Annotated in this window: 15 protein-coding genes; 2 read left to right on the forward strand and 13 right to left on the reverse strand. The window is 62.0% G+C overall.

Annotated features, from left to right (window positions below):
- Positions 1 to 98: 98 nt before the first annotated feature.
- From FHK92_RS25170 to FHK92_RS25225, 12 genes are all read right to left on the reverse strand, one after another.
- Positions 99 to 1,736: a BatD family protein gene (locus FHK92_RS25170; protein ID WP_181290502.1), complete on the reverse strand. Its 1,638-nt coding sequence runs from the start codon at positions 1,734 to 1,736 to the stop codon at positions 99 to 101.
- Positions 1,733 to 3,466: a vWA domain-containing protein gene (locus tag FHK92_RS25175; protein WP_181290503.1), complete on the reverse strand. Its 1,734-nt coding sequence runs from the start codon at positions 3,464 to 3,466 to the stop codon at positions 1,733 to 1,735. Before FHK92_RS25175 ends, FHK92_RS25170 begins: the two co-directional genes overlap by 4 nt.
- On the reverse strand, positions 3,463 to 4,542 hold the full coding sequence (locus FHK92_RS25180; protein WP_181290504.1) for a vWA domain-containing protein: 1,080 nt from the start codon (positions 4,540 to 4,542) through the stop codon (positions 3,463 to 3,465). Before FHK92_RS25180 ends, FHK92_RS25175 begins: the two co-directional genes overlap by 4 nt.
- Positions 4,535 to 5,029: a DUF4381 domain-containing protein gene (locus tag FHK92_RS25185; RefSeq protein ID WP_181290505.1), complete on the reverse strand. Its 495-nt coding sequence runs from the start codon at positions 5,027 to 5,029 to the stop codon at positions 4,535 to 4,537. The genes FHK92_RS25180 and FHK92_RS25185 overlap by 8 nt, the downstream gene beginning before the upstream one ends.
- Entirely contained in the window at positions 5,026 to 5,970 is a 945-nt protein-coding gene (locus tag FHK92_RS25190; protein ID WP_181290506.1) for a DUF58 domain-containing protein, read from the reverse strand. Before FHK92_RS25190 ends, FHK92_RS25185 begins: the two co-directional genes overlap by 4 nt.
- Before the next feature lie 9 nt (positions 5,971 to 5,979).
- Positions 5,980 to 6,939, reverse strand: a complete 960-nt coding sequence (locus FHK92_RS25195; protein WP_030142594.1) for an AAA family ATPase — start codon at positions 6,937 to 6,939, stop codon at positions 5,980 to 5,982.
- A gap of 189 nt (positions 6,940 to 7,128) precedes the next feature.
- Complete coding sequence (locus tag FHK92_RS25200; RefSeq protein ID WP_181290507.1) at positions 7,129 to 8,844, reverse strand: ATP-binding cassette domain-containing protein; 1,716 nt, start codon at positions 8,842 to 8,844, stop codon at positions 7,129 to 7,131.
- Between the two features lie 454 nt (positions 8,845 to 9,298).
- Positions 9,299 to 10,276, reverse strand: a complete 978-nt coding sequence (locus FHK92_RS25205) for an NAD(P)-dependent oxidoreductase (RefSeq protein ID WP_181290508.1) — start codon at positions 10,274 to 10,276, stop codon at positions 9,299 to 9,301.
- A 16-nt stretch (positions 10,277 to 10,292) separates the two neighbouring features.
- Positions 10,293 to 11,588 (reverse strand): MFS transporter, encoded by a 1,296-nt coding sequence (locus FHK92_RS25210; protein WP_181290509.1) that lies wholly within the window; start codon positions 11,586 to 11,588, stop codon positions 10,293 to 10,295.
- Positions 11,589 to 11,679: 91 nt separating this feature from the next.
- Positions 11,680 to 12,654, reverse strand: coding sequence for a sugar kinase (locus FHK92_RS25215; protein WP_181290510.1), 975 nt, complete (start codon positions 12,652 to 12,654; stop codon positions 11,680 to 11,682).
- Entirely contained in the window at positions 12,647 to 13,429 is a 783-nt protein-coding gene (locus FHK92_RS25220; protein WP_181290511.1) for a sugar phosphate isomerase/epimerase family protein, read from the reverse strand. Before FHK92_RS25220 ends, FHK92_RS25215 begins: the two co-directional genes overlap by 8 nt.
- Positions 13,430 to 13,587: 158 nt before the next feature.
- Positions 13,588 to 14,613, reverse strand: coding sequence for a LacI family DNA-binding transcriptional regulator (locus FHK92_RS25225; RefSeq protein WP_181290512.1), 1,026 nt, complete (start codon positions 14,611 to 14,613; stop codon positions 13,588 to 13,590).
- A 243-nt stretch (positions 14,614 to 14,856) separates the two neighbouring features.
- Here FHK92_RS25225 and FHK92_RS25230 point away from each other — a divergent pair, with 243 nt between their 5' ends.
- Positions 14,857 to 17,007 (forward strand): WG repeat-containing protein, encoded by a 2,151-nt coding sequence (locus FHK92_RS25230; protein ID WP_181290513.1) that lies wholly within the window; start codon positions 14,857 to 14,859, stop codon positions 17,005 to 17,007.
- 104 nt (positions 17,008 to 17,111) lie between these two features.
- Here FHK92_RS25230 and FHK92_RS25235 read toward each other — a convergent pair whose 3' ends face one another.
- The gene (locus tag FHK92_RS25235; protein WP_181290514.1) at positions 17,112 to 17,465 is read right to left on the reverse strand and encodes a hypothetical protein; all 354 of its coding nucleotides are present in this window, start codon (positions 17,463 to 17,465) and stop codon (positions 17,112 to 17,114) included.
- Between the two features lie 431 nt (positions 17,466 to 17,896).
- On the opposite strand from FHK92_RS25235, the gene FHK92_RS25240 reads away from it, so the two are divergent.
- Positions 17,897 to 22,765 carry an NAD-glutamate dehydrogenase gene (locus tag FHK92_RS25240; protein ID WP_181290515.1) on the forward strand — a complete coding sequence of 1,623 codons (4,869 nt, stop codon included), beginning with the start codon at positions 17,897 to 17,899 and terminating at the stop codon, positions 22,763 to 22,765.
- Positions 22,766 to 22,797 lie beyond the last annotated feature (32 nt).

Here is a 22,797-nt window from a genome sequence, read left to right on the forward strand (position 1 = left end):
ACTCAATCTATCAGGCACTCCGAGTTGCCTGGCTTGGGAGTGCTGCGCACTCCAGCGGGGATAAATCCCCTCGCCACAAGAAGCCGGTGCTACACCCGTTATTTGGGGTAGAGCGGCGGCAAGCTTGAATCACTGGCGCCGTCCGGCCTTCCCTCAAGCGGCGGAATGGCGCGGATGGCCCGCCATAAGTCCTCGCCTTGCCAGTGCTGGCCGGTTTCGCTGTAGAGGGCGCCGTTCAAGCCGTCGAGGGCGTCGGACAGCGGTACGAAACGCGCGGCCATGTCGGCGAGGGTCTCCGGTTGCTGCCGGGCCCAGGCGTCCAATGCCTGGCGAGTGGCGTGCGGGTCGTTGGCCAGGCAGGCCCGCTTGAGGTCGTCCAGCAGGGTGCGCGGGCTGGGCCCGGCCTGGGTCGAGCGCAGCACCGCCGGTTGCCAGCGGGCACGCCACCACAGGCCGAAACCGAGCAGCGTCGTACAGGCGAGGATGAGCGTGCTCAACTGCCAATACCACAGCGCCTCGCTGTCAACCGTCGTCACGATCTGGGTCGTGCCCGCCGGGGTGTCGACCATCAGGCTCGGGTTGTTCGCCACTTGCAGGGTCCGCGCGGGCAGGCTGGTGCGGTCCAGGTGATCTTCCAGGGTGTTCCACCAGACCACTTCCACCGGCGGCAATTCGATGGTGCCGCTGCGGTTGGGCACCAGGGCTTCACGGTCTTCGCGGCTGCCCACCAGGCCGCGTTCGCTGCTGCGGCTGCTGAGTACCGGTTGGTCGGGGTAACGCCGCAGGCCGTTGATTTCGGTCGCTGGCAGCGGCGGCAACTGGGCGCTGGTCAAGCCTTCGGCTTCCAGGGTCAGGCTGCGGGTCAACGAGTCGCCGACCTGGCTGTGGGTCGGTTCCGGGCTCCAGCTTTCGCTCAACGAAAGGCTGCGGGCCGGAAGCCAGGGGAGATCGGCCGGGTAGCTGGCGGGCTTGGGCTTGACGGTCAGCATCAGTTGCGTGGAGCTCACGCGCATCAGTTGGCCGGGCTTGGCCCCTGGCGATGCGGTGCCCTGGGCCACCGGCTCGACCAGCGTGGCGCTGAAGGTCTGGGCCGGGATCGCCAGTTCGCCGCTGCGCTGCGGGTAGATGCCGTAACGCAGTTCGATCACGCCGTGGCGTACGTCGTTGATGACTTTTTCATAGGTGCGGGATTCGCCCAGTTGCTCGGTGCGAGCATCCGGGATATGCAGCGGTGTCAGGCTGCTGTCGTCGTACAGCGACACCGAATGGTAGATGCGCAAGGTCAGGATCGCCTGGGCCTGTACGTACACTTCGGTCTGGTCGAGGCTGGCCTCGATGAATACCGGTTCGAGGATGCCGGAGGCGTTGCGGGTTTCGCTCTCGATCACTTGCAATGTGATTGGCTGGCTGGTCACTTCGCCCAATTGCAGAGCGGGAATGACCACGGTGCCGCTCTGGCGCGGCAGCAGCGTCACGATCCAGCGCGTGGTGGCGCGATTCTCGCCGTCGAGGGTGGTCAATTGGTTGACCTGGCGAGTGCCCCGGACATCGAACAGCGCCTGCAGCGGGCTCAGGTCGGGTTTGCCGAACAGCGTGGCATCGTTGGATTCCAGCGTCAGCTCGACGGTCTCCCCGGAGTTCAACCGGCTGCGATCCACGCTGGCAGTCAACTGCGCGGCCTGGGACCCGGCAGTCCAGAGCAGCAAGGCGAGGAGGTAGGCGGTGAAGCGGGTCATGGGTGTTTTCCCTGGGCCTGATGGCTTTGCTGTTCATACCAGAATTTTCGCCGAAGCAGTTCGCCGGGGTTGTCCGGGATCTGGCGCAGCCATTGTTCCAGCGCCTGGCGTTGTTCTTCGTCGTTGCGTTGACCCGCGGCCGGGCGAAGCGGCGGGGTAGTGGTCTGCTCGTCGGGCAATTCGCTGCCCGGCACATCCTGGGCGCCGGACGGTGGAGCCTCGTTCGCCTGGGCGTCGTCCGGCGCGGCGGTCGCTTCGGAGGAAGGATGGCCCTGCTCGGACGATTGGCTCGGCCTGTCGGTCTGCTGCGGTTCCTCGGTGGGAGGCGGTTCCGGGTTCTCGGCAGGCTTGGGGGTGTCCGCTGGCGGAACCTGTTCTTGCAGCAAGCTTTCCACCAGCGCCTTGTTGGTTTGCGCAGGGCGCAGGTCCGGTTGCAATTCCAGGGCCTGCTCATAGGCGTCGATCGCGGCGTCCAGTTCGCCGCTGCGGGCCAGGGCGTTACCGCGATTGTAGTGGGCGCGGGCGTCGTTGCCTTCGGCAAAGCGCTGGGCGGCTTCGCTGTACCGGCCGGCTTCGTACAGGGCGACCCCTTGCCATTGGCTGTCCTGGAAATGCGCGGCGGCCTCGGCCGGGCGCTTTTGCTTGAGCAGGTGTTGGCCCTGTTGATCCGGGCGCAACCATAAATCCTCGAACTCGAAGGCGTGGCCCGTCTGCGGCAATACCAACAGCAACGGCAGGCAGAAAAGCCAACCGCGCCGCCCGGCACACGCTGCCAGCAACAACAGCGGCAACAGCAGCCAATAACCCTGGTCGGCCCAGGTGTCCAGGCGCAGTTTCTGGCCGTCGCTGCGCAAGTGTCGCGGTCCTTCCAGCAGGCCCAGGCCGCGCAGGTCCCGGTCATCCAGGCGTGCCGGACGGTAGCGGCCGTCCAGCTCATTGACGAAGGACTTGAGGCCCGGACTGTCCAGGCGCGGCACCAGGATCGCGCCCTTGGCATCCTTCAGATAACTGCCGTCATCCTGGGCCACTGGTGCGCCTTCCCGGGTACCGATGCCGAGCATCAGCAGGTTTGTGGCGGAGCCGTCCAGGACCTGGCGAATGCCCTGGCGTTCTTCTTCGTTCAGGGAAGAACCGATCAGCAGGATCCGTCCATGACCAAGCCCGGCCTGGTCCAGCAGGGCCATGGCCTTGACCACGGCCAGGTCGGCGCGGTGGCCGGCTTGGGGCATGATCGACGGTTTCAAGGCTTCGAGCAGGTTGGCGCTGGTGGCGAGGTCATCCGACAGCGGGACGAGGGCGTGCGCACTGCCTGAGTAAACGATGATCGCGGTCTGCGCGTCGCTGCGGCTATGCAGCACGTCCAGCACCTTGCGCCGCGCTTGCTCCAGGCGCGTGGGCGGGACGTCGGTGGCGAGCATCTCCGGGGTCAGTTCGAGGATGACCACCAGCGGATCGGCGGGTTTCTGGCTGGTCTCTTCGACACGCGTCCAGCTGGGGCCGAGCAAGGCCAGCACCATCAACAGCCAGCCTAGCCCGAGGGCAATCCACGGCAGTTTGCTTTCACGACCGCTGCCGCCGCTGAGCAGCACTGCGTGAAAGGCCGCAGGCAAGATCATCTGCCAGCGGCCCACGCGTTTCTGACGGTGCCACAACTGCCAGAGCAGCCAGCCCAGCAAGGGCAGCAACAGGATAAAACCGGGGCGCAGCCAGTGCGGCCAGAGCGCGATCATCGGCGCCTCCGCAGTCGCAGGCGCTTGAGCCGCTGGCGCCATTCGGACGGTTGTGACGGCTGGAACAAGGGCTGGGTGAACAGGCGTTGCAACGGGTTATCCGGCCAATGTTCCCGGGCCACCAGCAACAGGCTCAGCAGCAGCGCGGCAGCCAGCGGCCAATGATAAAGCGCTTGGGCCGGACGGGCCTGGGTCGGCTGTTGGGTCACCGGCTCGAGTCGGTCGAGGGTGGTCTTGATCGTGAGCAACTGTTCACCGTCCTGGGCACGGAAATACTGGCCGCCGGTGACTTGGGCGATTTCCCTGAGTGTTGCTTCGTCGAGATCCAGGCTCGGGTTGACGCCCAAAAAGCCCGCCGTGCCGCTTTGCTCAGGATCGGCGCCGACACCGATAGTGTAGATTTTCACGCTTTCATCGGCGGCCAGCCGGGCGGCGGTCAGCGGATCGATTTCGCCGCCGTTGTTGGCACCGTCGGTGACCAGGATCAGCACGCGGCTCTGGGCCGGACGCTGGCGCAGGCGTTTGAGCGCCAGGCCAATGGCATCGCCGATGGCGGTGTTCTTGCCGGCGATGCCGACGCGCGCTTCGTCGAGCCAGCGCCGCACCGTATGGCGGTCAAAGGTCAGCGGTGCCTGCAAATACGCCTGGCTGCCAAACAGAATCAGGCCGACCCGGTCGCCTTCACGGCTTTCCAGAAAGTCCCCGAGCATGCGCTGGACCAGCCCCAGGCGGCTGATGTCTTCTTCCTTCCACTGCATGTCCGGAAAGTCCATGGACCCGGACACGTCCACGGCCACCAGCAAGTCGCGGCCGCTTGCGGCAATCGGCAACGGCTCGCCCAGCCACTGCGGACGGGCGGCGGCGATCAACAGCAGCAGCCAGAGCAGAATGAAGGGGGCCTGTTGGCGCCAGGTGGGCAGATTAGCCCGGGCGCGACGCCCCACCAGTCCTTCGAGGTCCTCCAGGAAACTGACCTTGAGTGCCGGCTCGCCGCTGTCCGCCGCCGGCAATACCAGGCGCATTAGCCAGGGCAACGGCAGCAGGACAAAGATCCACGGCCAGGCGAATTCAAACATGCTTGCGAATCCAGATTTCGACGGCTTGGGTCAGGCCGGCGATGGCTTTGTCATCGAGCTTGCATTCGGGCTTGTAGGCGCCTTCCACCAGGATCATCCAGCGAGTCAGGCCGGCGGCCGGGCAGCGGTTGTCGAGGAAGGCCAGCCACTTGCGTCCATTGAGGGTGTGGCTCTGGCTGTAGGGATAATGGTTGCGGCACAAGCGCTTGAGCAGACCATTGAGTTGCTGCAGCCAGGCCCCTGCCGGTGCGCCGTCGTAGGGCTTGGGCAACAACGCCAGTTCTGCCAGCGCCGCCAGGCGGATCGGGTCCAGTGGCTGTTCGGCGCGGGCGGTGTTGCGCTTGACCGGAATGAACCGGCGCAATTGCCACGCACCCACGCCCAGCAGCGGCAGCAACACCAGCAATAGCCACCAGCCCGGCGCGGGCGGCCAGAATCCGATGGGCGGTGGGGCCATGAGCGGTTGCAATTGGTCGAGGCTGCTCATCGGGCTTTCCCCGGCCGCTTGGGGTTCAGGTATTCGCGCAACTGTTCAACCATGTCGCCTTGGGTGCTCAAGGGCAGCATCAGGATCCGCAGCTTCTGGGCCAGCATTTCCCAGCGCTCCAGCCGTGCCTCGGCCTGGGCGCGGTAGGCCTGGCGCAATTCGACGTTCAAGGTGTCGAGCTCCAGTTGCTCGCCGCGCTGGGCAAAACGCAGCAGTCCGGCGGCGGGCAGGGCGTGGTCCAACGGGTCGGAGAGTGGCAATAGCAGCAGGTCGCAATGGCGCGACAGCAAACTCAGTTGCTGTTCCGCGCTGTCGGACAAGGCGCGCTCGTCGCAAATCACGATCGCCAGGCTGCCAGGACGCAGCACCTCCCGGGCGCGGCGCAAGGCCACGCCGAACGAATCGCGGTCCGACTCGCCGTCGGTTTGCAGCGATTGATTGACGCGCACCAGGCGGTTGAGCAATTGCAGCAGGCTTTGTTTGCTGCGCCGTGGCTTGACTTCGTAGTGAGTGTTATTGCCGAACACCAACCCGCCAACCCGGTCGTTATGCCCCAGCGCGGCCCAGCCGATCAGGCTGGCGGCCTGGGCGGCGAGCACCGACTTGAAGATCAGCCCGGAACCGAAGAACAGGCGATGGCTCTGTTCGATCATGATGAAGATCGGCCGTTCGCGCTCTTCGTGGAACAGCTTGGTATGGGGCTCCTGGGTCCGTGCGGTGACGCGCCAATCGATGGTGCGCACATCATCGCCGGCCTGGTAGATCCGCACCTGGTCGAAATCCACTCCGCGCCCGCGCAGCTTGGAGTGGTGCAGGCCGATCAACGGGCTGCGCTGGCCGGGCGTGGAAAACAACTGCACTTCACGCACTCGATGGCGCATCTCGATCAGCTCCGAAAGGCTGACGCGGATGCCCGGGACGGGCGCCAGTGGGTTATTCATGATGAATACTCAAGCGACGGCGACGACGTCGAGAATCCGCTGCACCACACGGTCCTGGTCAATGCCGGCGGCTTCGGCTTCGAACGACAGGATGATGCGATGGCGCAGCACGTCGAACAGCACGGCCTGGATGTCTTCCGGGCTGACGAAATCGCGCCCGGCCAGCCAGGCGTGGGCGCGGGCGCAACGATCCAGAGCAATCGAGCCCCGTGGGCTGGCGCCGTAGGCAATCCATTCGGCCATTTCCGGGTCGAACTTGGCCGGGTTGCGGGTCGCCATGATCAGTTGCACCAGGTACTCCTCCACGGCGTCGGCCATGTACAACCCGAGGATTTCCTTGCGCGCGGCAAAAATCGCCTGCTGGCTGACGCGACGCTCGGGCTTGGTTTCCCCATTCAATGCTTCGCCCCGGGCCTGCTGCAGGATCCGGCGCTCCACCGCGGCGTCCGGGAAGCCAATCTTGACGTGCATCAGGAACCGGTCGAGCTGGGCTTCGGGCAATGGATACGTGCCTTCCTGCTCGATCGGGTTCTGCGTGGCCATCACCAGGAACAGCGGCGACAGCTCATAGGTGCTGCGCCCAACACTGACCTGCCGCTCGGCCATGGCTTCGAGCAAGGCCGACTGGACCTTGGCCGGGGCCCGGTTGATTTCGTCCGCCAGCACCAGGTTGTGGAAGATCGGCCCCTGCTGGAACACGAAACTGCCGGTTTCCGGACGATAGATTTCGGTGCCGGTGATGTCGGCCGGCAACAGGTCGGGCGTGAACTGAATACGATGGAACTGCGCTTCGATGCCCTCGGCCAACTCCTTGATCGCCTTGGTCTTGGCCAATCCCGGCGCACCTTCCACCAGCATGTGCCCATCAGCGAGCAGGGCGATGAGCAGGCGCTCGATGAGTTTTTCCTGGCCGAGAATCTGCGTAGAAAGAAAGGTTCGCAGCGCCAGCAGCGCTTCACGATGTTCCATCGATGACTGTTCCTGGAAAGGGTGGCCCAGGCGTTCGGATAACGCCGGGGCTGGGGGCGTTACTTTAATGCATGGCGGGGGTGGCGACTAACGGGATTTTGATGAGGCGTGCGGATTTGTGATCGGTTTGGACCTGTTGTGGGAGCCTGCTCGCGATTACCGTAGTAGATTCGGCACTTCATATTTTCGCTAGTTTTGCATCCGAATCTCATCCACCAGCAGCTTGATCGCTGGCCTGTCGATAAGATCCCGCCACGGACCATCCTCCACGATTGCCCCGTCATGCATCACAATGACGCGGTCAAACCGATAAAGGTGATCAATGTCATGGGTGATGCATATCAACCCCTGTCCGGCAAAAACGTCGAATAACAGGTCCCAAAGAGGCGTGGTCAGCCTAGGTTCGATGGATGCGCTTGGCTCGTCGAACATATTGAATTTTCCGGGTTTGTTGATAAGGCGTAGCAGTGACAGGCGTTTGGCTTCGCCTCCGGAGACATTCGATGCATTTTCGCTGACCTGCCGTGTTGTCACGATCTCTTCCAGTTCCAATTGCCGTATGGCTCTAGACAAAATCGGCGATGCGCTGCCTCCAAATAGAACCGATTGTTCAAAAGAGCCTTCTAGAAACCGCGGTTGTTGGGGGCAGTATCTCAAGGCGTCCAAGTGGGCTTGGCCTGTCAAAAGTGAGACCGGTACCGAGTCGATACTCAGTTGGTCTCGCTTTGATGCATCAAGCCCGGCGAGGGCTTCCAGAAAAGTGGTTTTGCCTGCGCCGCTAGGGCCCGTAACGGCCACTGATTGCCCTTGAGCAAATGTCAGGGAGTTCTTGATCGACAGGCGAAGCGTTCCCGTTCCTGGCACTTCGCAGGGTCCGAGTTCCAGAACTGAGGACCGCTGGAAATCAACCCAGGCCAGCCGATTGCTGCGATCGAAGTCCGGAAGCGATAACAGACCCTGAAATTGACGCTGGTCTGCAAGGAATTGATCAAGAACCCGATACCCTTCAGTCAAGGTTGAAATACTGAGCAGATAACTCCCCGCGATTGAAAAAATGGCAACCAGCTGTCCGACGCTGATACTGGGTTGACCCGAAAGTTGATCCACGACGCCCCAATAGAGCAATCCCCCAGTGGAAAGGCTTACGAACAGTATCTTGGCGGTGCTCAGCAGGCCGCCAGAGGATGCGGTAGTCACTGCAGCGTTGGCATAACGTCCGAACGCCGCGTTCAACGGGTGCAGGGCAGTAGGTATCGCATTTTCCAGTTTTATGTTTTTCCCCGCGTTGAGGGTGTTGTAGAGGTGTGCACTTAACTCATCCTCCTGTTCATTGACTGCATCGATGTGCTTTCTTCGCCATTTGATAATTCGATGGGTGGCAGCCAGATAGATAACTCCGGACGCCGTCATGCTCAAAAAAATTTCACCGCCCCCTATGTAAATAAAAGCGCCCCCAACAATTATGAACTCCAGGAGTACGGGGAGCGCAATGGTTGCGATGAAAGAGAGTAGTTGTTCATGCGCAGTAATTCCGCGCTCGACCGATTTGATGAAGTGGCCGATTCTCCAAGAGTTGAATAACGAAAACTCTTTGCCCATGAGTTCGGTGATCCACTCAATGGAAGTGTTCATGATAATGCTCTGTACCAGCTTGGACAGCGCATGGAGCTGCAGAGGAGTGATGATGGCATGAATACATCCCGCGACGATCAGGCCTGTCGTCAGTGAAAGTAGAGTGCTGGATACTGGATTTTCGTTATCTTGCAGGGTGTCGATGATGGTGCCGAGTAACAGTGGAGGGGCTAGTGTGATGAGCTTGAGTGCGATGATTGTGATTGTGGTTATCGCTAGAAGTTTGGCGTGGTTTTTATAGGCAGTTTTTATCATCGCTCGGATGCTGTGCATGTACCCGCTCCTGGTTGCTTTGTGTTCGATAATTCAACCGCGTAACACGTGTTGCGGCACCACCAGGCGACCGTTTCTAATATTGAAGCGCTCAAACTGTGAATTGGGCGTCACGACGCGAGCGCTCAACTTGCGTTTGTTCGCAAGTGATTAATTAATAGCATTGGGGTGAGGTGAAGGCTATTGCACGACTTCCGAGACTGACGTAGGTTCGTTCCTGCCGTTGAGTAGGAGGGGGATGTAGGAAGGTGGCTGCTTTGTTGAAAGTTTGGTTTCTCTCTACTGTTTTCGCCGTTTGGGATGTTTATATTATTTTAAGCAAGGATCAAAAGGGATCTGGCAGCGGTGTTCCAAGGCGGGTGTGCCCGGAAAGGTTGCGTTGCGTGCACAGCTAAATGAGCACGGTTGCCATCGCGACCTTGCTCGCGATGGCATATTCGAAGGTGGGGATATGTCAGCCCTTCCACGCCCCCGCATTCACCAGGTTCATCGGCCGCTCACCCACCAACGCCGCCAGCAGATTGTCCACCGCACAACGCGCCATCGCTTCCCGGGTCTCGTGGGTCGCCGAGCCCATGTGCGGCGTTGCCACTACGTTGTCCATTTGCAACAACGGCGAATCCGGATTCAGCGGCTCGCGCTCGAAAACGTCCAGCCCGGCGCCACGGATCTGCCCGTTGCGAAGGGCGTCGATCATTGCCGTTTCGTCGACGACTTTGCCCCGGGAGATATTGATGAAGATGCTCTCAGGGCGCATCTGCGCGAATGCCCGTGCATCGATCAGGCCTTCGGTCTCAGCGGTCAAGGGCAAGGTCAGGCAAATGAAATCCGCTTGTTGCAGCAGCGTGTCGAGGTCGCAGTAACGCGCGTTGAAGCGTTGTTCAACAGCGGGTTTCGGCGAGTGGCTGTGGTAGAGCACCGGCATGCCGAAGCCGAAGTGCCCGCGCTGGGCCAAGGCTTCGCCGATGCGGCCCATGCCGACGATGCCCAGGGTCTTGCCATGGACGTCGCTGCCGAAATGTCGTGGGCCGATGCTCTGTTGCCAACCGCCTGCGCGGACCAGGTTGGCCAGTTCCACCACGCGCCGAGCGGTTGCGAGGATCAAGGCGAACCCGGTGTCGGCGGTGGTTTCGGTCAGCACGTCCGGCGTGTTGGTGAGCAGTATCCGGCGCTCGGTCAGGTAATCGATATCGTAATTGTCGACGCCCACCGAAACGCTGGCGATGGCCTCAAGATTCGGCGCCAGGTCCAGCAGCGCCGCATCGAGCTTGAGGCTTGCGCCCAATAAGGCATGGGCGCTGGGCAGGGCGTCGCGCAATTGCGCCAGGCCCTGGGCGTCGAGGTGTTCGATGAGGGTGACCTGGGCCTGGGCTTGCAGGCGGTCCATCAGTTGCGCTGACAGTTTCTTGTACAACACCACGTGCTTTTTCATGGGGATTTCCGATTCGTTAACGGGCAGGCGCCGGCTGGGGCGGCACGGTTTTGGACGCGACCCGGTCGCTGGCGCCGGGCTTGAGGGCGAGGGTCAGTACCACCGATAGCAGCAAGGCGCCGCTCATCAACAGGAAGGACATGCCGGTGGAGCCGGTGGAGCCGTTGAGGTAACCCACCAGGTACGAGCCCCCGAACGAACCCAGCGCGCCCATGCTGTTGATCAGCGCCATGGCGCCGCCAGCGACGTTGGCCGGGAGGATCTCCGGAACGATGGCGAAAAACGGCCCGTAGGGCGCATACATGCAGGCCCCGGCAATCACCAGCAAGGCGTAGGACCACCAGAAATGCTCAGCCCCGAGCAGGTAGGAGGCGTAGAACGCGATGGAGGCGACCAGCAGCGGCGGCCAGACGAAACGCTTGCGTTTCTGCACCTTGTCCGACGCCCAGGACACGATCAGCATGGCGACCACCGCCGCCAGATAAGGCAGCGACGACAGCCACCCGGCCTCGACCATGCTCATCTTCAGGCCGGCCTTGAGGATCGACGGCAACCACAGCACAAACCCGTAGACGCCGATGCTCCAGCAAAAAAACTGCAGCGCCAGGATGATCACCTTGGGTGAGCGGAAGGCCTCGGCATAGTTCTTCACGGCCTTGATGCCCACCTGCTCGGCGGCCAGGGCGCTTTCCAAGTCTTGTTTTTCCTGGGCGCTGAGCCACTTGGCCTGGGCCGGGCGATCATCGGCCAGGCGCCACCAGACGAAGGCCCAGAGCACCGCCGGCAGGCCTTCGATGATGAACATCCAGCGCCAGTCGAATTGCTGCACCAGATAGCCCGAGACCACCGACATCCACAGCATGGTCACCGGGTTGCCGAGGATCAGGAAGGTGTTGGCGCGCGAGCGTTCGGCTCGGGTGAACCAATGGCACAAGTAGACCAGCATCGCCGGCATCACGGCGGCTTCCACCACGCCGAGCATGAAGCGGATCACGATCAGCCAGTAGGCATTGGAGACCACGCCGGTGAGGGTTGCCAGCGAGCCCCAGAGGATCAGGCTGACGAAAATCAGTTTCTTCACGCTGTGCTTCTGCGCGTAGATCGCCCCAGGCACCTGGAAGAAAAAGTAGCCGAGGAAAAACAGCGCTCCGAGCAGCGAGGACAGCCCCGGCGTGATCATCAAGTCTTCAGCCATGCCCGAGGCGGCGGCAAAGCCATAGTTGGCCCGGTCGAGGTAGGCCAGGCTGTAGGTGATGAAGACGATGGGCATGATGTACCACCAGCGGCGGGCGGCGAGGTTGAGCGTTTGCATGTCGTTGACTCCTGAGCTTGTTGTTTTTGTTCAGCAGGTGCGTTTTGCAGTGGTTTCATTCGCGAGCAGGCTCGCTCCTACAGGTCTGGCGTCAGCCCGTGTGGGAGCGAGCCTGCTCGCGAATAGCGGTTTCAAATTCAGTCGACAGTTCATCGCGCGTCGGCAGTCCTTCCATGTCCCCGCGGCTCTGCACCGCGCGGCTACCGATCCAGTTCGCGCGGCGGACCGCCTCAGTGATGTCGCGGCCTTCGAGCAGTGCGCTGATCAGGCCGACGGCGAAGCCATCCCCGGCGCCGACCGTGTCCACCACACGGGTCACCGGCACGCCGGCAATGAACCCCTGGTCGAGCGCGGTGCGGTAATACGCGCCGTCCGGGCCGAGCTTGATCACCACGGCTTCGGCACCGTGGTCCAGGTAGAACGCGGCGATGTCGGCCGGGTCGTCAAAACCGGTCAGCAACCGACCTTCACCGAGGCCCGGCAAGACCCAGTGGGCGAGGGCGGCGTGGCGATTGATCTCGCGGATCATCGTCGCTTCGTTCGACCACAAGCTCGGGCGCAGGTTGGGGTCGAACGACAGACTGCGGCCGGCCTTGCGCATGCGGGTCATCAATTCGAAGGACATCTCACGGGCCGTAGAGGAAAGCGCGGGCACGATGCCGGTGGCATGCAGATGACGGGCGGCGAGCAAGGGCGGTGCGATGGAATCGACGGACAAGTGGCTGGCGGCTGAGCCCCGTCGGAAATATTCGACTTGCGGGTCGCTGCCATCATCGGTGCGGGACTTGAGTTGGAAGCCGGTGGGGTGCGCCGGATCGATAGCCACGTGGCGACAATCCAGGCCTTCCTGTTCCAATGTCCGCACCACGAAGCGTCCCAGGGAGTCGGCGCCGACCCGGCTGAGCCAGGCCACTTGGAAGCCCAGCCGCGACAAGCCGATGGCCACGTTGCTGTCGGCCCCGGCGATGCGTTTGTGAAACTGGTTGACGGCGGCCAGGTCGCCGGTTTCGTCGGCGACCAGCATGGCCATGGTTTCACCGAACGACAGCACATCGAATTCAGACATGGGCAGTCTCCCGGCGCGATTGCCCGAGGCGGGACAGGATGGCGACATGTTCGGCGGTCAGTTGCAGCAGGTCGTCGCCCTGCAAAGGGTATTCGGCGGCGCGCATCACGCCGACCGGCATGTGCTTGAGCAATTGTTCCCACAGGTGCAGGTCGGCCTGGCCTGGCGGTACGGCAACGAGTTTGCCATCGGGACGCCGGGCGACCGCCTTGCAGTGCACGTACGCGACATGTCGCCCGAGTTGCCGGGCCGCCACCGTGGCTGATTGGTCCTGCCATTGCCAGTTGCCGATGTCGAAGGTCATGGCGATGGGCAGCGCGAGTGCTTCGACCGCAGCGAAGAAGCGTTGCAGGGGTTCGAGGCGGCCGCCCTGCAAGGTCTGATCGTTTTCCACCAGCAGTTGCACCGCGCTTGTCGCAAGAATGTCCGCCAAGGCCGACAGGTCGTGGGAGTCGGTGAAATGGCCGAGGGAAACCTTCAGCCACGCCGAGCCGAACGCTTCGCAAGATTGTAAGGCCGTCGCCAGGGCGGGATTTGGCCTGGGCTGGCCAGGGAGCCAGAGTTCCAGCGGAGAGGAGTAGACACTTCCCAATCCCTGGGCTCGCGCGCCAGCGGCCAGTTCGACGGGTTGTTCGGTGGTCAGCAACTCTTCGCGCCATTCGATGCGCGACGCGCCGGCGGCGGCCAGCAGGTCGATGAAGCTGCCTTGGCCGCGCTGGCGTACCAGGTCGGCGCCGTAGCTGGAGAGGCTGATGGAAACGGCGGGTTTGTTCATTGTTGTTGTACCTCTGAAACCGGTTTCAGTTTTGATCAAAAAAATTTAGAGGGTGTGCTTGGTGGCCTCATCGCGAGCAAGCTCGCTCCCACACTGGGGCTATGTCGCAATGAAGATCCTTTGTGGGAGCGAGCCTGCTCGCGAAGAGGCCAGCCCAATCACCGCAAAACTCCAAGCGTCGACCCACGCTCAATCAGCCGCGCGGCAAAATCCAGGGTCTGCACCGGCCCGTTGTCCCCCCGCAAACGCTTGAGCAGGCATTCGAAAGCGCTGGCGCCGATCTCCGCGGTGGGTTGGGCCAGGGCCGTGATGCCGCTGCCCACCAGTGGGTACCAGTCCAGGTCGTCGAGGGCGATCAGGCCGATGTCGTTGAACAAATGGCAACCGAGTTCGCGCAATAACTGAGTGGCCGCCAGCGCGGCGATGCCGTTGGCGCAGAACAACGCCTTGGGGCCACGGTCCGGCTCGGCGAGAAAGGCCTTGATGCGTGGGAGCAATTGATCGCAGGTTTCCACCACGGCGCCGGCCAGGGCAGGGCGTCGTTCGATGCTGGCCTTGAAACTCTCGACCCGCTCGATGCGTGAACTGGTGCCATCGAACGGTTCGGTCACCAGCAGCAAATCGCGATAGCCACGCTGTTCGAGGTGATCGAGGGCCATTTCGACAGCGGCCGGGTTGTCCAGCCCGACCAGATCGGTTTCGAGCCGATCGACCTTGCGATCCACCAGCACCATGGGCATCTCGCTGCGCAATTCGAACAGTTCATCGCGGTGATGGCCCAGCGTATTCACGATCAGCCCTTCGATGTTGTAGGCGCGCAGGAGGGCCAAGTGCTGGCGTTCCTGTTCGTCGTCGCGGTCGGTGTTGCAGACCACCAGGCTATAGCCGTGACGACGGCAGGCGGTTTCCACGCCATGCATCACGGCAATCGAATAAGGGTTGCGGATATCGGCCACGAGCATGCCGATCAGGCGGGTGCGCCCGCGCTTGAGGCCACGGGCCATCTGGTTTGGCCGATAGCCCAGCTCGCTGATGGCTTGCTCGATCCGTCGCGCAATGGCTTCGGAGAGCAGGGCGCGGTCTTCGCCAATGAAACGCGAGACGCTGGCCTTGGAGACCCCGGCGCGTTCGGCGACATCGAGCATGGTCACGCGGCTGCGCTGGGCGGCGGAGAAAGAATTCACGGATCGAGACCTGTTTTTTGGATTTATCGAGGTTCTGAAACCGGTTTCAGGAAACACCAGAACTCAATTGGTCGTCAAGGGCGATGCATCAGGAGGACGACCGACGGTGGTTCGCTTCACTCCGACAGTGGTGACGATCCAGGCAGCCCTTCAGCAGAACCGGGGCCAGCCAGGCGATTTGCAGCGCGCCAGGCCGTGTGGTTAGCTGCCTGCCTTTCCCAGCCCTTGACGACCGAACCCACCATGACCTTCTCCCAGCCTCGTTTGAGATTGCTGTCGATACTGAGTGTGACCTTGTTGGTGGTGGGCTTTGCGTCCTACGCCCTGTTTCGCCACAGCGGCGCGCCGGCCGATGAAGGTTTTGCCGCCGAGCAACTGAACGAAGGGGGCATGGAAGACATCGGCATGCTGGCATTGCCCGAGGTGGAGAAACGCCTCAATTACTTGATTCAAGACACGGGTGAAACCCTCAGATCCCTGGAAGTGCTCAATGACGTGCAATTGAGCCTGACTGTCGAGACGGCCGAGCCTGCCGGTGAGCAGCCGTTGCAATACGAGTCGCTGTTTGTTCCGTTCACCAGCGCGCAGTTGAAGGCTGAATTGGCGTCGATCCAAGGCCTGCGTTTTGCCCAGAGGCTATTTGCCGATGGTTCTGAGGTGCGGCTCGATACCAGCACGCTTGATCCGCTCTGGAAGCGCGCCGCCATGCCGGATGAGCCGACGGCCGAGCAGTACCTGCCGCAGCGCTTGGTTTTTCGCGATGGCAGCGAAAGCAGCTTCGCCGAGCTCAAGGCACCGCCCAAGGTCGAGTCCGACGACATGATCGCGTCCCATGACGCCTTCGCACTTGCGGTGAACAAACCGCTGGCGAGTGTCGGCCTGACGGTTGCTTACCGCAGCTATCCGGCGTTCAAGAAAGTGGTGCTGGATAAAGATCACCCGAAAGTGACATTGGACGACGGCCAGTCCTTCCAGCTCATGGCCCTGGGTGATGGCAGCGCCTCCGTGCGCTTGAGTACGCCGAAATTGTCGACCTTCGTGGTACAGGGGCTGGACGATGAAGGCAGGGCGCTCTACAGCAACGGCAACAGCTCCCGGGCGTTCCCCTCGGAAGGCGATATCGCGGCGTTGCAGGACTATTACAAAGCGCTGCTGCGGACCAAGGACGGTCTCGATCAGCTCAAGACCGCCCAGGCAGTGCAGCAGCAATTGGAGCGCTTGACCGAGGCGTTGGCCGCAAAGGCGGGGCCGTTGAAACACACGGAGGTCGACTACCAATTCGAGGCCACCCCGCAACGCATCGTCATCCATGTGCTCGATCCGATGGAAGACAACACCGTTGAGTTCACCCAAGTCGACAACGTCCTTGCGCAACAAGCGCGCTACATCGCCCTGGACCGCAAGGCCGAGCGCTACGGTTTCATCGACCAGGCCGGCCAGTGGCTGATCAAGCCGCGTTGGGTGCAAGTGCAAGATAGCCAGGTGGCCGATACCTACACGTTGTTTTTTCCGGAGGAGTCCAGCGACCCTGAGTCGCAGTGGCAAGGGTTGCGCAGCCAGCTCGCCTATTTCCCCGCCGGTAGCAATAAGCTCGTCGACCTGCCGTTCGAACACATCACCGAGGTGTTGAGTAACGACCTGGTGTTGGTGGAGCGTGAAACCAACGGCCCTTATGGGCTCTACGATGCCAGGCGTCATCGTTTCGTCTTGCCGATGAAATTCGTCAACCCCACCGTGACGGACAACCTGTTCATCGCCCGTCTCGGCAAGCGAACCGATGTCACGGAAGGCCTGTACGGCGCGTATACCCTGAACGGCAAAGAAATCCTCCCGACGCAATTCTCCGGCATCGAGCACAGCGAAGGCCTGCTCTACGCCACCTCCGCCGATCGCAGCCGACAGGACGTCTTCGACCTGCAAGGTAAACGCATCAACCTTCAAGGTGACAACGTGATCGGTCGGTTTGTGGGGCCGCAACCGGCGCTGGTCCAGGACACTAAAAGTCGGAAATTCGCTTTTATCGATCGCCAGGGCGCGCGGCTACCGATCAAGTTGCCCTATGACGAAGTGACGCCGTTTTCCAACGGCATGGCAGTGGTCGGGCGCGATGAAAGCTACGGTGCCATCGACCTGGCGGGCCGGTTGCGAGTGCCACTGGATTACCAGCAGATCAATGCGTTCCAGACCCGTTATGCCGCGGCGATCCGAGCGGGAGGGGGTTCCTCGCTGATCTTGATCAGTCAGGACAACAAGGTGATCAAGGCGCTGGGGTCCTACACCAGCATGAAGGTGCCGGATAACGGCAATGAGGCCCGTTATTACGTGAGGGATCAGAATAAGGATGACGAGTATCTGGTCTATGACGCCGATGGCAATCTGGTGCAGAACGACTGATAACGGGTGATGCGTGGCCCGCTGGCCTGTGGAAACTATGTAGGAGCTCCTACGGTCGAGCGGGAGCAAGCTCCCTCGCCACACGGGAGCGGTCGCCTTGGGCGTCAAAGCTGGCTGATGTAGGTGCCCGTGCCCTTGAGGATGTTCTGCAAGGTCAGTTCCACTTCTGCCAGGTCAGCCGCATCGGTGTCGTGGATGATTTCCAACACATCATCGCCATTGAGCGCATCGGCATCCGCCGCGGCGATTTCGATTTTCAGCAGGGTCGGGCTGAGCGTGACCTTGACACCTTCCAGCGTCGAAGGCTCGCCGTCGAGGGCGATTTCCAGTTCGTCTTCGTCCGGGTAGCGGGTCATCAGGAACATTTCGCCCTGGGCGCTGTGGCAGCAGAGCATGGCCATGTTGTCTTCTTCGTCATCGCACGGGTTGGCGATCAGCAGGGCGGTGGTCATTTTCATGGGGTGGCTCCTGGCTCCGATGAGCCTTGCACGGGCAAAAACGCGATTCTGCCAGCCCCGACGATTTTCTGCTGGATTACCACCACAGGGTGCCGTTTGGCCGTGGGACTGCTAGGGTTGTTCGATGCATGGCGACCAGGGAGCTAGCCGATGACCGAATATGTCGCAGCGCTGCAAGCAGGCAGGTTGTCGCACTCGTTAAGCTGCGCAACGGATGTGCACCTGCAAAGGGCATCGCGGAGTGTTTTTTGCAGGTGGTCATTACTTTGAAATTACCTGCAAAAAGGATGTGACCTGCGGGTCTCGTCCAGCTTCACCCACCTGTCATCCTGTTTCCTCTGCCCGAGAATCAGGAACGGGATGGCCGACGGCCCCGAAAGGGGTTGCACGCGACGCTACCATCAATAACAAGCCCAAGCGGAGTACCACAGATGGCGTTCTTCACCGCAGCCAGCAAAGCCGACTTCCAGCATCAACTGCAAGCGGCACTGGCGCAGCACATCAGTGAACAGGCACTGCCACAAGTGGCGCTGTTCGCTGAACAATTCTTCGGCATCATTTCCCTCGATGAACTCACCCAGCGCCGGTTGTCCGACCTCGCCGGCTGCACCCTGTCCGCCTGGCGCCTGCTTGAGCGCTTTGACCACGCGCAACCGCAGGTGCGTGTCTACAACCCCGATTACGAGCGCCACGGCTGGCAGTCGACCCACACCGCCGTCGAAGTGCTGCACCACGACCTGCCGTTCCTGGTGGATTCGGTCCGCACCGAGCTGAACCGTCGCGGCTACAGCATCCATACCCTGCAAACCACCGTCCTGAGCGTGCGTCGCGGCAGCAAGGGCGAGTTGCTGGAAATCCTGCCCAAAGGCACCCAGGGCGACGACGTGCAGCAAGAGTCGTTGATGTACTTGGAAATCGACCGTTGCGCCAACGCCGCCGAACTCAATGTCCTGAGCAAGGAACTTGAGCAAGTGCTGGGCGAAGTGCGCGTGGCCGTGGCCGATTTCGAACCGATGAAAGCCAAGGTCCAGGAAATCCTCGCGAGCCTGGACAACAGCGCCTACGCCACTGACGCTGACGAAAAAGCCGAAATCAAGAGTTTCCTGGAATGGCTGGTGGGTAACCACTTCACCTTCCTCGGCTACGAAGAATTCGTGGTTCGCGATGAAGCCGATGGCGGCCACATCGAATACGACCCCGAATCGTTCCTCGGCCTGACCAAACTGCTGCGCGCCGGCCTGACCGCCGAAGACCTGCGCATCGAAGACTACGCCGTCAATTACCTGCGCGAACCGACCGTGTTGTCGTTCGCCAAGGCCGCGCACCCGAGCCGCGTGCACCGTCCGGCCTACCCGGACTACGTGTCGATCCGTGAAATCGACGCCGACGGCAAGGTCATCAAGGAATGCCGCTTCATGGGCCTTTACACCTCCTCGGTGTATGGCGAGAGCGTGCGGGTCATCCCATACATCCGTCGCAAGGTTGCGGAAATCGAGCGTCGTTCGGGCTTCCAGGCCAAGGCGCACCTGGGCAAGGAACTGGCCCAGGTGGTCGAAGTCCTGCCTCGCGACGACTTGTTCCAGACCCCGGTGGACGAGTTGTTCAGCACCGTCATGTCGATCGTGCAAATCCAGGAACGCAACAAGATCCGCGTATTCCTGCGCAAGGACCCGTACGGCCGTTTCTGCTACTGCCTGGCCTACGTGCCGCGTGATATCTATTCCACCGAAGTACGCCAGAAGATTCAGCAGGTGCTGATGGAGCGCCTGAAGGCTTCGGATTGCGAGTTCTGGACCTTCTTCTCCGAGTCCGTACTGGCTCGCGTGCAGTTGATCCTGCGGGTGGACCCGAAGAACCGCATCGACATCGACCCGCTGCTGCTGGAAAAAGAAGTCGTGCAGGCCTGCCGCAGCTGGAAGGACGACTACGCCAGCCTGGTCATCGAGAGTTTCGGCGAAGCCCAGGGCACCAACGTGCTGTCGGACTTCCCGAAAGGCTTCCCGGCCGGCTACCGCGAGCGTTTTGCCGCGCACTCCGCCGTGGTCGACATGCAACACCTGCTGAGCCTGAACGAAACCAACCCGCTGGTGATGAGCTTCTACCAGCCGTTGGGCCAGGTCTCCGGCCAGCGTGAGCTGCACTGCAAGCTGTATCATGCCGACACGCCGCTGGCGCTGTCCGACGTGCTGCCGATCCTCGAAAACCTCGGCCTGCGCGTGCTGGGCGAGTTCCCGTATCGCCTGCGCCACACCAATGGCCGCGAGTTCTGGATTCATGACTTCGCGTTCACCGCCGCCGAAGGCCTGGACCTCGACATCCAGCAGCTCAACGACACCTTGCAGGACGCCTTCGTCCACATCGTGCGTGGCGATGCCGAGAACGATGCGTTCAACCGTCTGGTGCTGACCGCCGGCCTGCCGTGGCGCGACGTGGCACTGCTGCGTGCCTACGCCCGTTACCTGAAGCAGATCCGCCTGGGCTTCGACCTCGGCTACATCGCCAGCACCCTGAACAACCACACCGACATCGCTCGCGAGTTGACCCGGTTGTTCAAGACCCGCTTCTACCTGGCGCGCAAGCTGACCGGCGACGATCTGGAAGACAAGCAACTGCGTCTGGAACAGGCGATCCTCTCGGCCCTGGACGACGTCCAAGTGCTCAACGAAGACCGCATCCTGCGTCGCTACCTGGACCTGATCAAGGCGACCCTGCGGACCAACTTCTACCAGACCGACGCCAACGGCCAGAACAAGTCGTACTTCAGCTTCAAGTTCAACCCGCACCTGATTCCGGAACTGCCGAAGCCGGTGCCGAAGTTCGAGATCTTCGTCTACTCGCCACGCGTCGAAGGCGTGCACCTGCGCTTCGGCAACGTTGCCCGTGGCGGCCTGCGCTGGTCCGACCGTGAAGAAGACTACCGCACCGAAGTGCTGGGCCTGGTAAAAGCCCAGCAAGTGAAGAACTCGGTGATCGTGCCAGTGGGCGCCAAGGGCGGTTTCCTGCCGCGTCGCCTGCCGTTGGGCGGCAGCCGGGACGAGATCGCGGCCGAGGGCATCGCCTGCTACCGCATCTTCATTTCGGGCCTGTTGGACATCACCGACAACCTGAAGGACGGCGCGCTGGTACCGCCGGCCAACGTCGTGCGCCATGACGACGATGACCCGTACCTGGTCGTTGCGGCGGACAAGGGCACTGCGACCTTCTCCGACATCGCCAACGGCATCGCCATCGATTACGGCTTCTGGCTGGGCGATGCGTTTGCGTCCGGTGGTTCGGCGGGTTACGACCACAAGAAAATGGGCATCACCGCCAAGGGCGCGTGGGTTGGCGTGCAGCGTCACTTCCGCGAGCGCGGCATCAACGTCCAGGAAGACAGCATCACCGTGGTGGGCGTCGGCGACATGGCCGGCGACGTGTTCGGCAATGGCTTGTTGATGTCCGACAAGTTGCAGTTGGTCGCGGCCTTCAACCACTTGCACATCTTCATCGACCCGAATCCTGAGCCGGCCAGCAGCTTCGCCGAGCGCAAGCGTCTGTTCGACCTGCCGCGTTCGGCCTGGACCGACTACGACGCCAGCATCATGTCCGAAGGCGGCGGCATCTTCTCGCGCAGCGCGAAGAGCATCGCGATTTCGCCGCAGATGAAAGAGCGCTTCGACATCAAGGCCGACAAGCTGACCCCGACCGAGCTGCTGAACGCCTTGCTCAAGGCGCCGGTGGACCTGTTGTGGAACGGCGGTATCGGCACTTACGTCAAGGCCAGCACCGAAAGCCACGCCGATGTCGGCGACAAGGCCAACGATGCGCTACGCGTGAACGGTAACGAACTGCGCTGCAAGGTCGTGGGCGAGGGCGGTAACCTGGGCATGACCCAACTGGGTCGCGTCGAGTTCGGCCTCAACGGTGGCGGTTCCAACACCGACTTCATCGACAACGCCGGCGGCGTGGACTGCTCCGACCACGAAGTGAACATCAAGATCCTGCTCAACGAAGTGGTGCAGGCTGGTGACATGACCGACAAGCAACGCAACCAGTTGCTGGCGAGCATGACCGACGAAGTCGGTGGCCTGGTGTTGGGCAACAACTACAAGCAGACCCAGGCCCTGTCCCTGGCGGCCCGTCGCGCGTTTGTGCGGATCGCTGAATACAAGCGCCTGATGAACGACCTGGAAGCCCGTGGCAAGCTGGACCGCGCCATCGAGTTCCTGCCGACCGAAGAACAGCTGGCCGAACGTGTCGCGGCAGGCCATGGCCTGACCCGTGCCGAACTGTCGGTGCTGATCTCCTACAGCAAGATCGACCTCAAGGAAGCGCTGCTCAACTCCCTGGTGCCGGACGATGATTACCTGACCCGTGACATGGAGACGGCTTTCCCGCCAACCCTGGTGAGCAAGTTCTCCGAGGCCATGCGTCGCCATCGCCTGAAGCGCGAGATCGTCAGCACCCAGATCGCCAACGACCTGGTCAACCACATGGGCATTACCTTCGTCCAGCGGTTGAAAGAGTCGACCGGCATGAGCCCGGCGAACGTGGCCGGTGCTTATGTGATCGTTCGGGACATTTTCCATCTCCCGCACTGGTTCCGTCAGATTGAAGCCCTGGATCACCAGGTTTCCGCCGACGTGCAACTGGAGCTGATGGACGAGCTGATGCGCCTGGGTCGCCGTGCCACGCGGTGGTTCCTGCGCAGCCGCCGCAACGAGCAGAACGCTGCCCGTGACGTCGCTCACTTCGGTCCGCACCTGGCGGCGTTGGGCCTCAAGCTCGACGAACTGCTGGAAGGTCCGACCCGCGAAGGCTGGCAGACCCGCTACCAGGCCTACGTGGCGGCGGGTGTGCCGGAGTTGCTGGCGCGCATGGTTGCAGGTACTACGCACCTGTACACCTTGTTGCCGATCATCGAGGCGTCCGACGTCACTGGCCAGAACGCGGCCGATGTGGCCAAGGCTTACTTCGCGGTGGGCAGCGCGTTGGACATTACCTGGTACCTGCAACAGATCAGTGCCTTGCCAGTGGAAAACAACTGGCAGGCCCTGGCCCGTGAAGCGTTCCGCGATGACATCGACTGGCAGCAGCGGGCGATCACCATCTCGGTCCTGCAGGAAGGCGACGGTAGCCAGGACGTGGAAACCCGTCTGGCGCTGTGGCTTGAGCAGCATCACGAAATGGTCGAGCGCTGGCGCGCCATGCTGGTGGACATCCGTGCCGCCAGCGGCACCGACTACGCCATGTACGCGGTTGCCAACCGTGAGCTGCTGGACTTGGCGTTGAGTGGTCAGGCGGTCGTAACGGCCAACTGATTCGCTGATGAATGAAAAAGCCCCGCATCGAG

Source organism: Pseudomonas brassicacearum subsp. neoaurantiaca (assembly GCF_013608025.1).
GTDB lineage: Bacteria > Pseudomonadota > Gammaproteobacteria > Pseudomonadales > Pseudomonadaceae > Aquipseudomonas.

Coding starts and splice junctions, on each gene's coding strand:
- FHK92_RS25170 (WP_181290502.1), bottom strand. CDS start 1,736: ATGACCCGCTTCACCGCCTACCTCCTCGCCTTGCTGCTCTGGACTGCC.
- FHK92_RS25175 (WP_181290503.1), bottom strand. CDS start 3,466: ATGATCGCGCTCTGGCCGCACTGGCTGCGCCCCGGTTTTATCCTGTTG.
- FHK92_RS25180 (WP_181290504.1), bottom strand. CDS start 4,542: ATGTTTGAATTCGCCTGGCCGTGGATCTTTGTCCTGCTGCCGTTGCCC.
- FHK92_RS25185 (WP_181290505.1), bottom strand. CDS start 5,029: ATGAGCAGCCTCGACCAATTGCAACCGCTCATGGCCCCACCGCCCATC.
- FHK92_RS25190 (WP_181290506.1), bottom strand. CDS start 5,970: ATGAATAACCCACTGGCGCCCGTCCCGGGCATCCGCGTCAGCCTTTCG.
- FHK92_RS25195 (WP_030142594.1), bottom strand. CDS start 6,939: ATGGAACATCGTGAAGCGCTGCTGGCGCTGCGAACCTTTCTTTCTACG.
- FHK92_RS25200 (WP_181290507.1), bottom strand. CDS start 8,844: ATGCACAGCATCCGAGCGATGATAAAAACTGCCTATAAAAACCACGCC.
- FHK92_RS25205 (WP_181290508.1), bottom strand. CDS start 10,276: ATGAAAAAGCACGTGGTGTTGTACAAGAAACTGTCAGCGCAACTGATG.
- FHK92_RS25210 (WP_181290509.1), bottom strand. CDS start 11,588: ATGCAAACGCTCAACCTCGCCGCCCGCCGCTGGTGGTACATCATGCCC.
- FHK92_RS25215 (WP_181290510.1), bottom strand. CDS start 12,654: ATGTCTGAATTCGATGTGCTGTCGTTCGGTGAAACCATGGCCATGCTG.
- FHK92_RS25220 (WP_181290511.1), bottom strand. CDS start 13,429: ATGAACAAACCCGCCGTTTCCATCAGCCTCTCCAGCTACGGCGCCGAC.
- FHK92_RS25230 (WP_181290513.1), top strand. CDS start 14,857: ATGACCTTCTCCCAGCCTCGTTTGAGATTGCTGTCGATACTGAGTGTG.
- FHK92_RS25235 (WP_181290514.1), bottom strand. CDS start 17,465: ATGAAAATGACCACCGCCCTGCTGATCGCCAACCCGTGCGATGACGAA.
- FHK92_RS25240 (WP_181290515.1), top strand. CDS start 17,897: ATGGCGTTCTTCACCGCAGCCAGCAAAGCCGACTTCCAGCATCAACTG.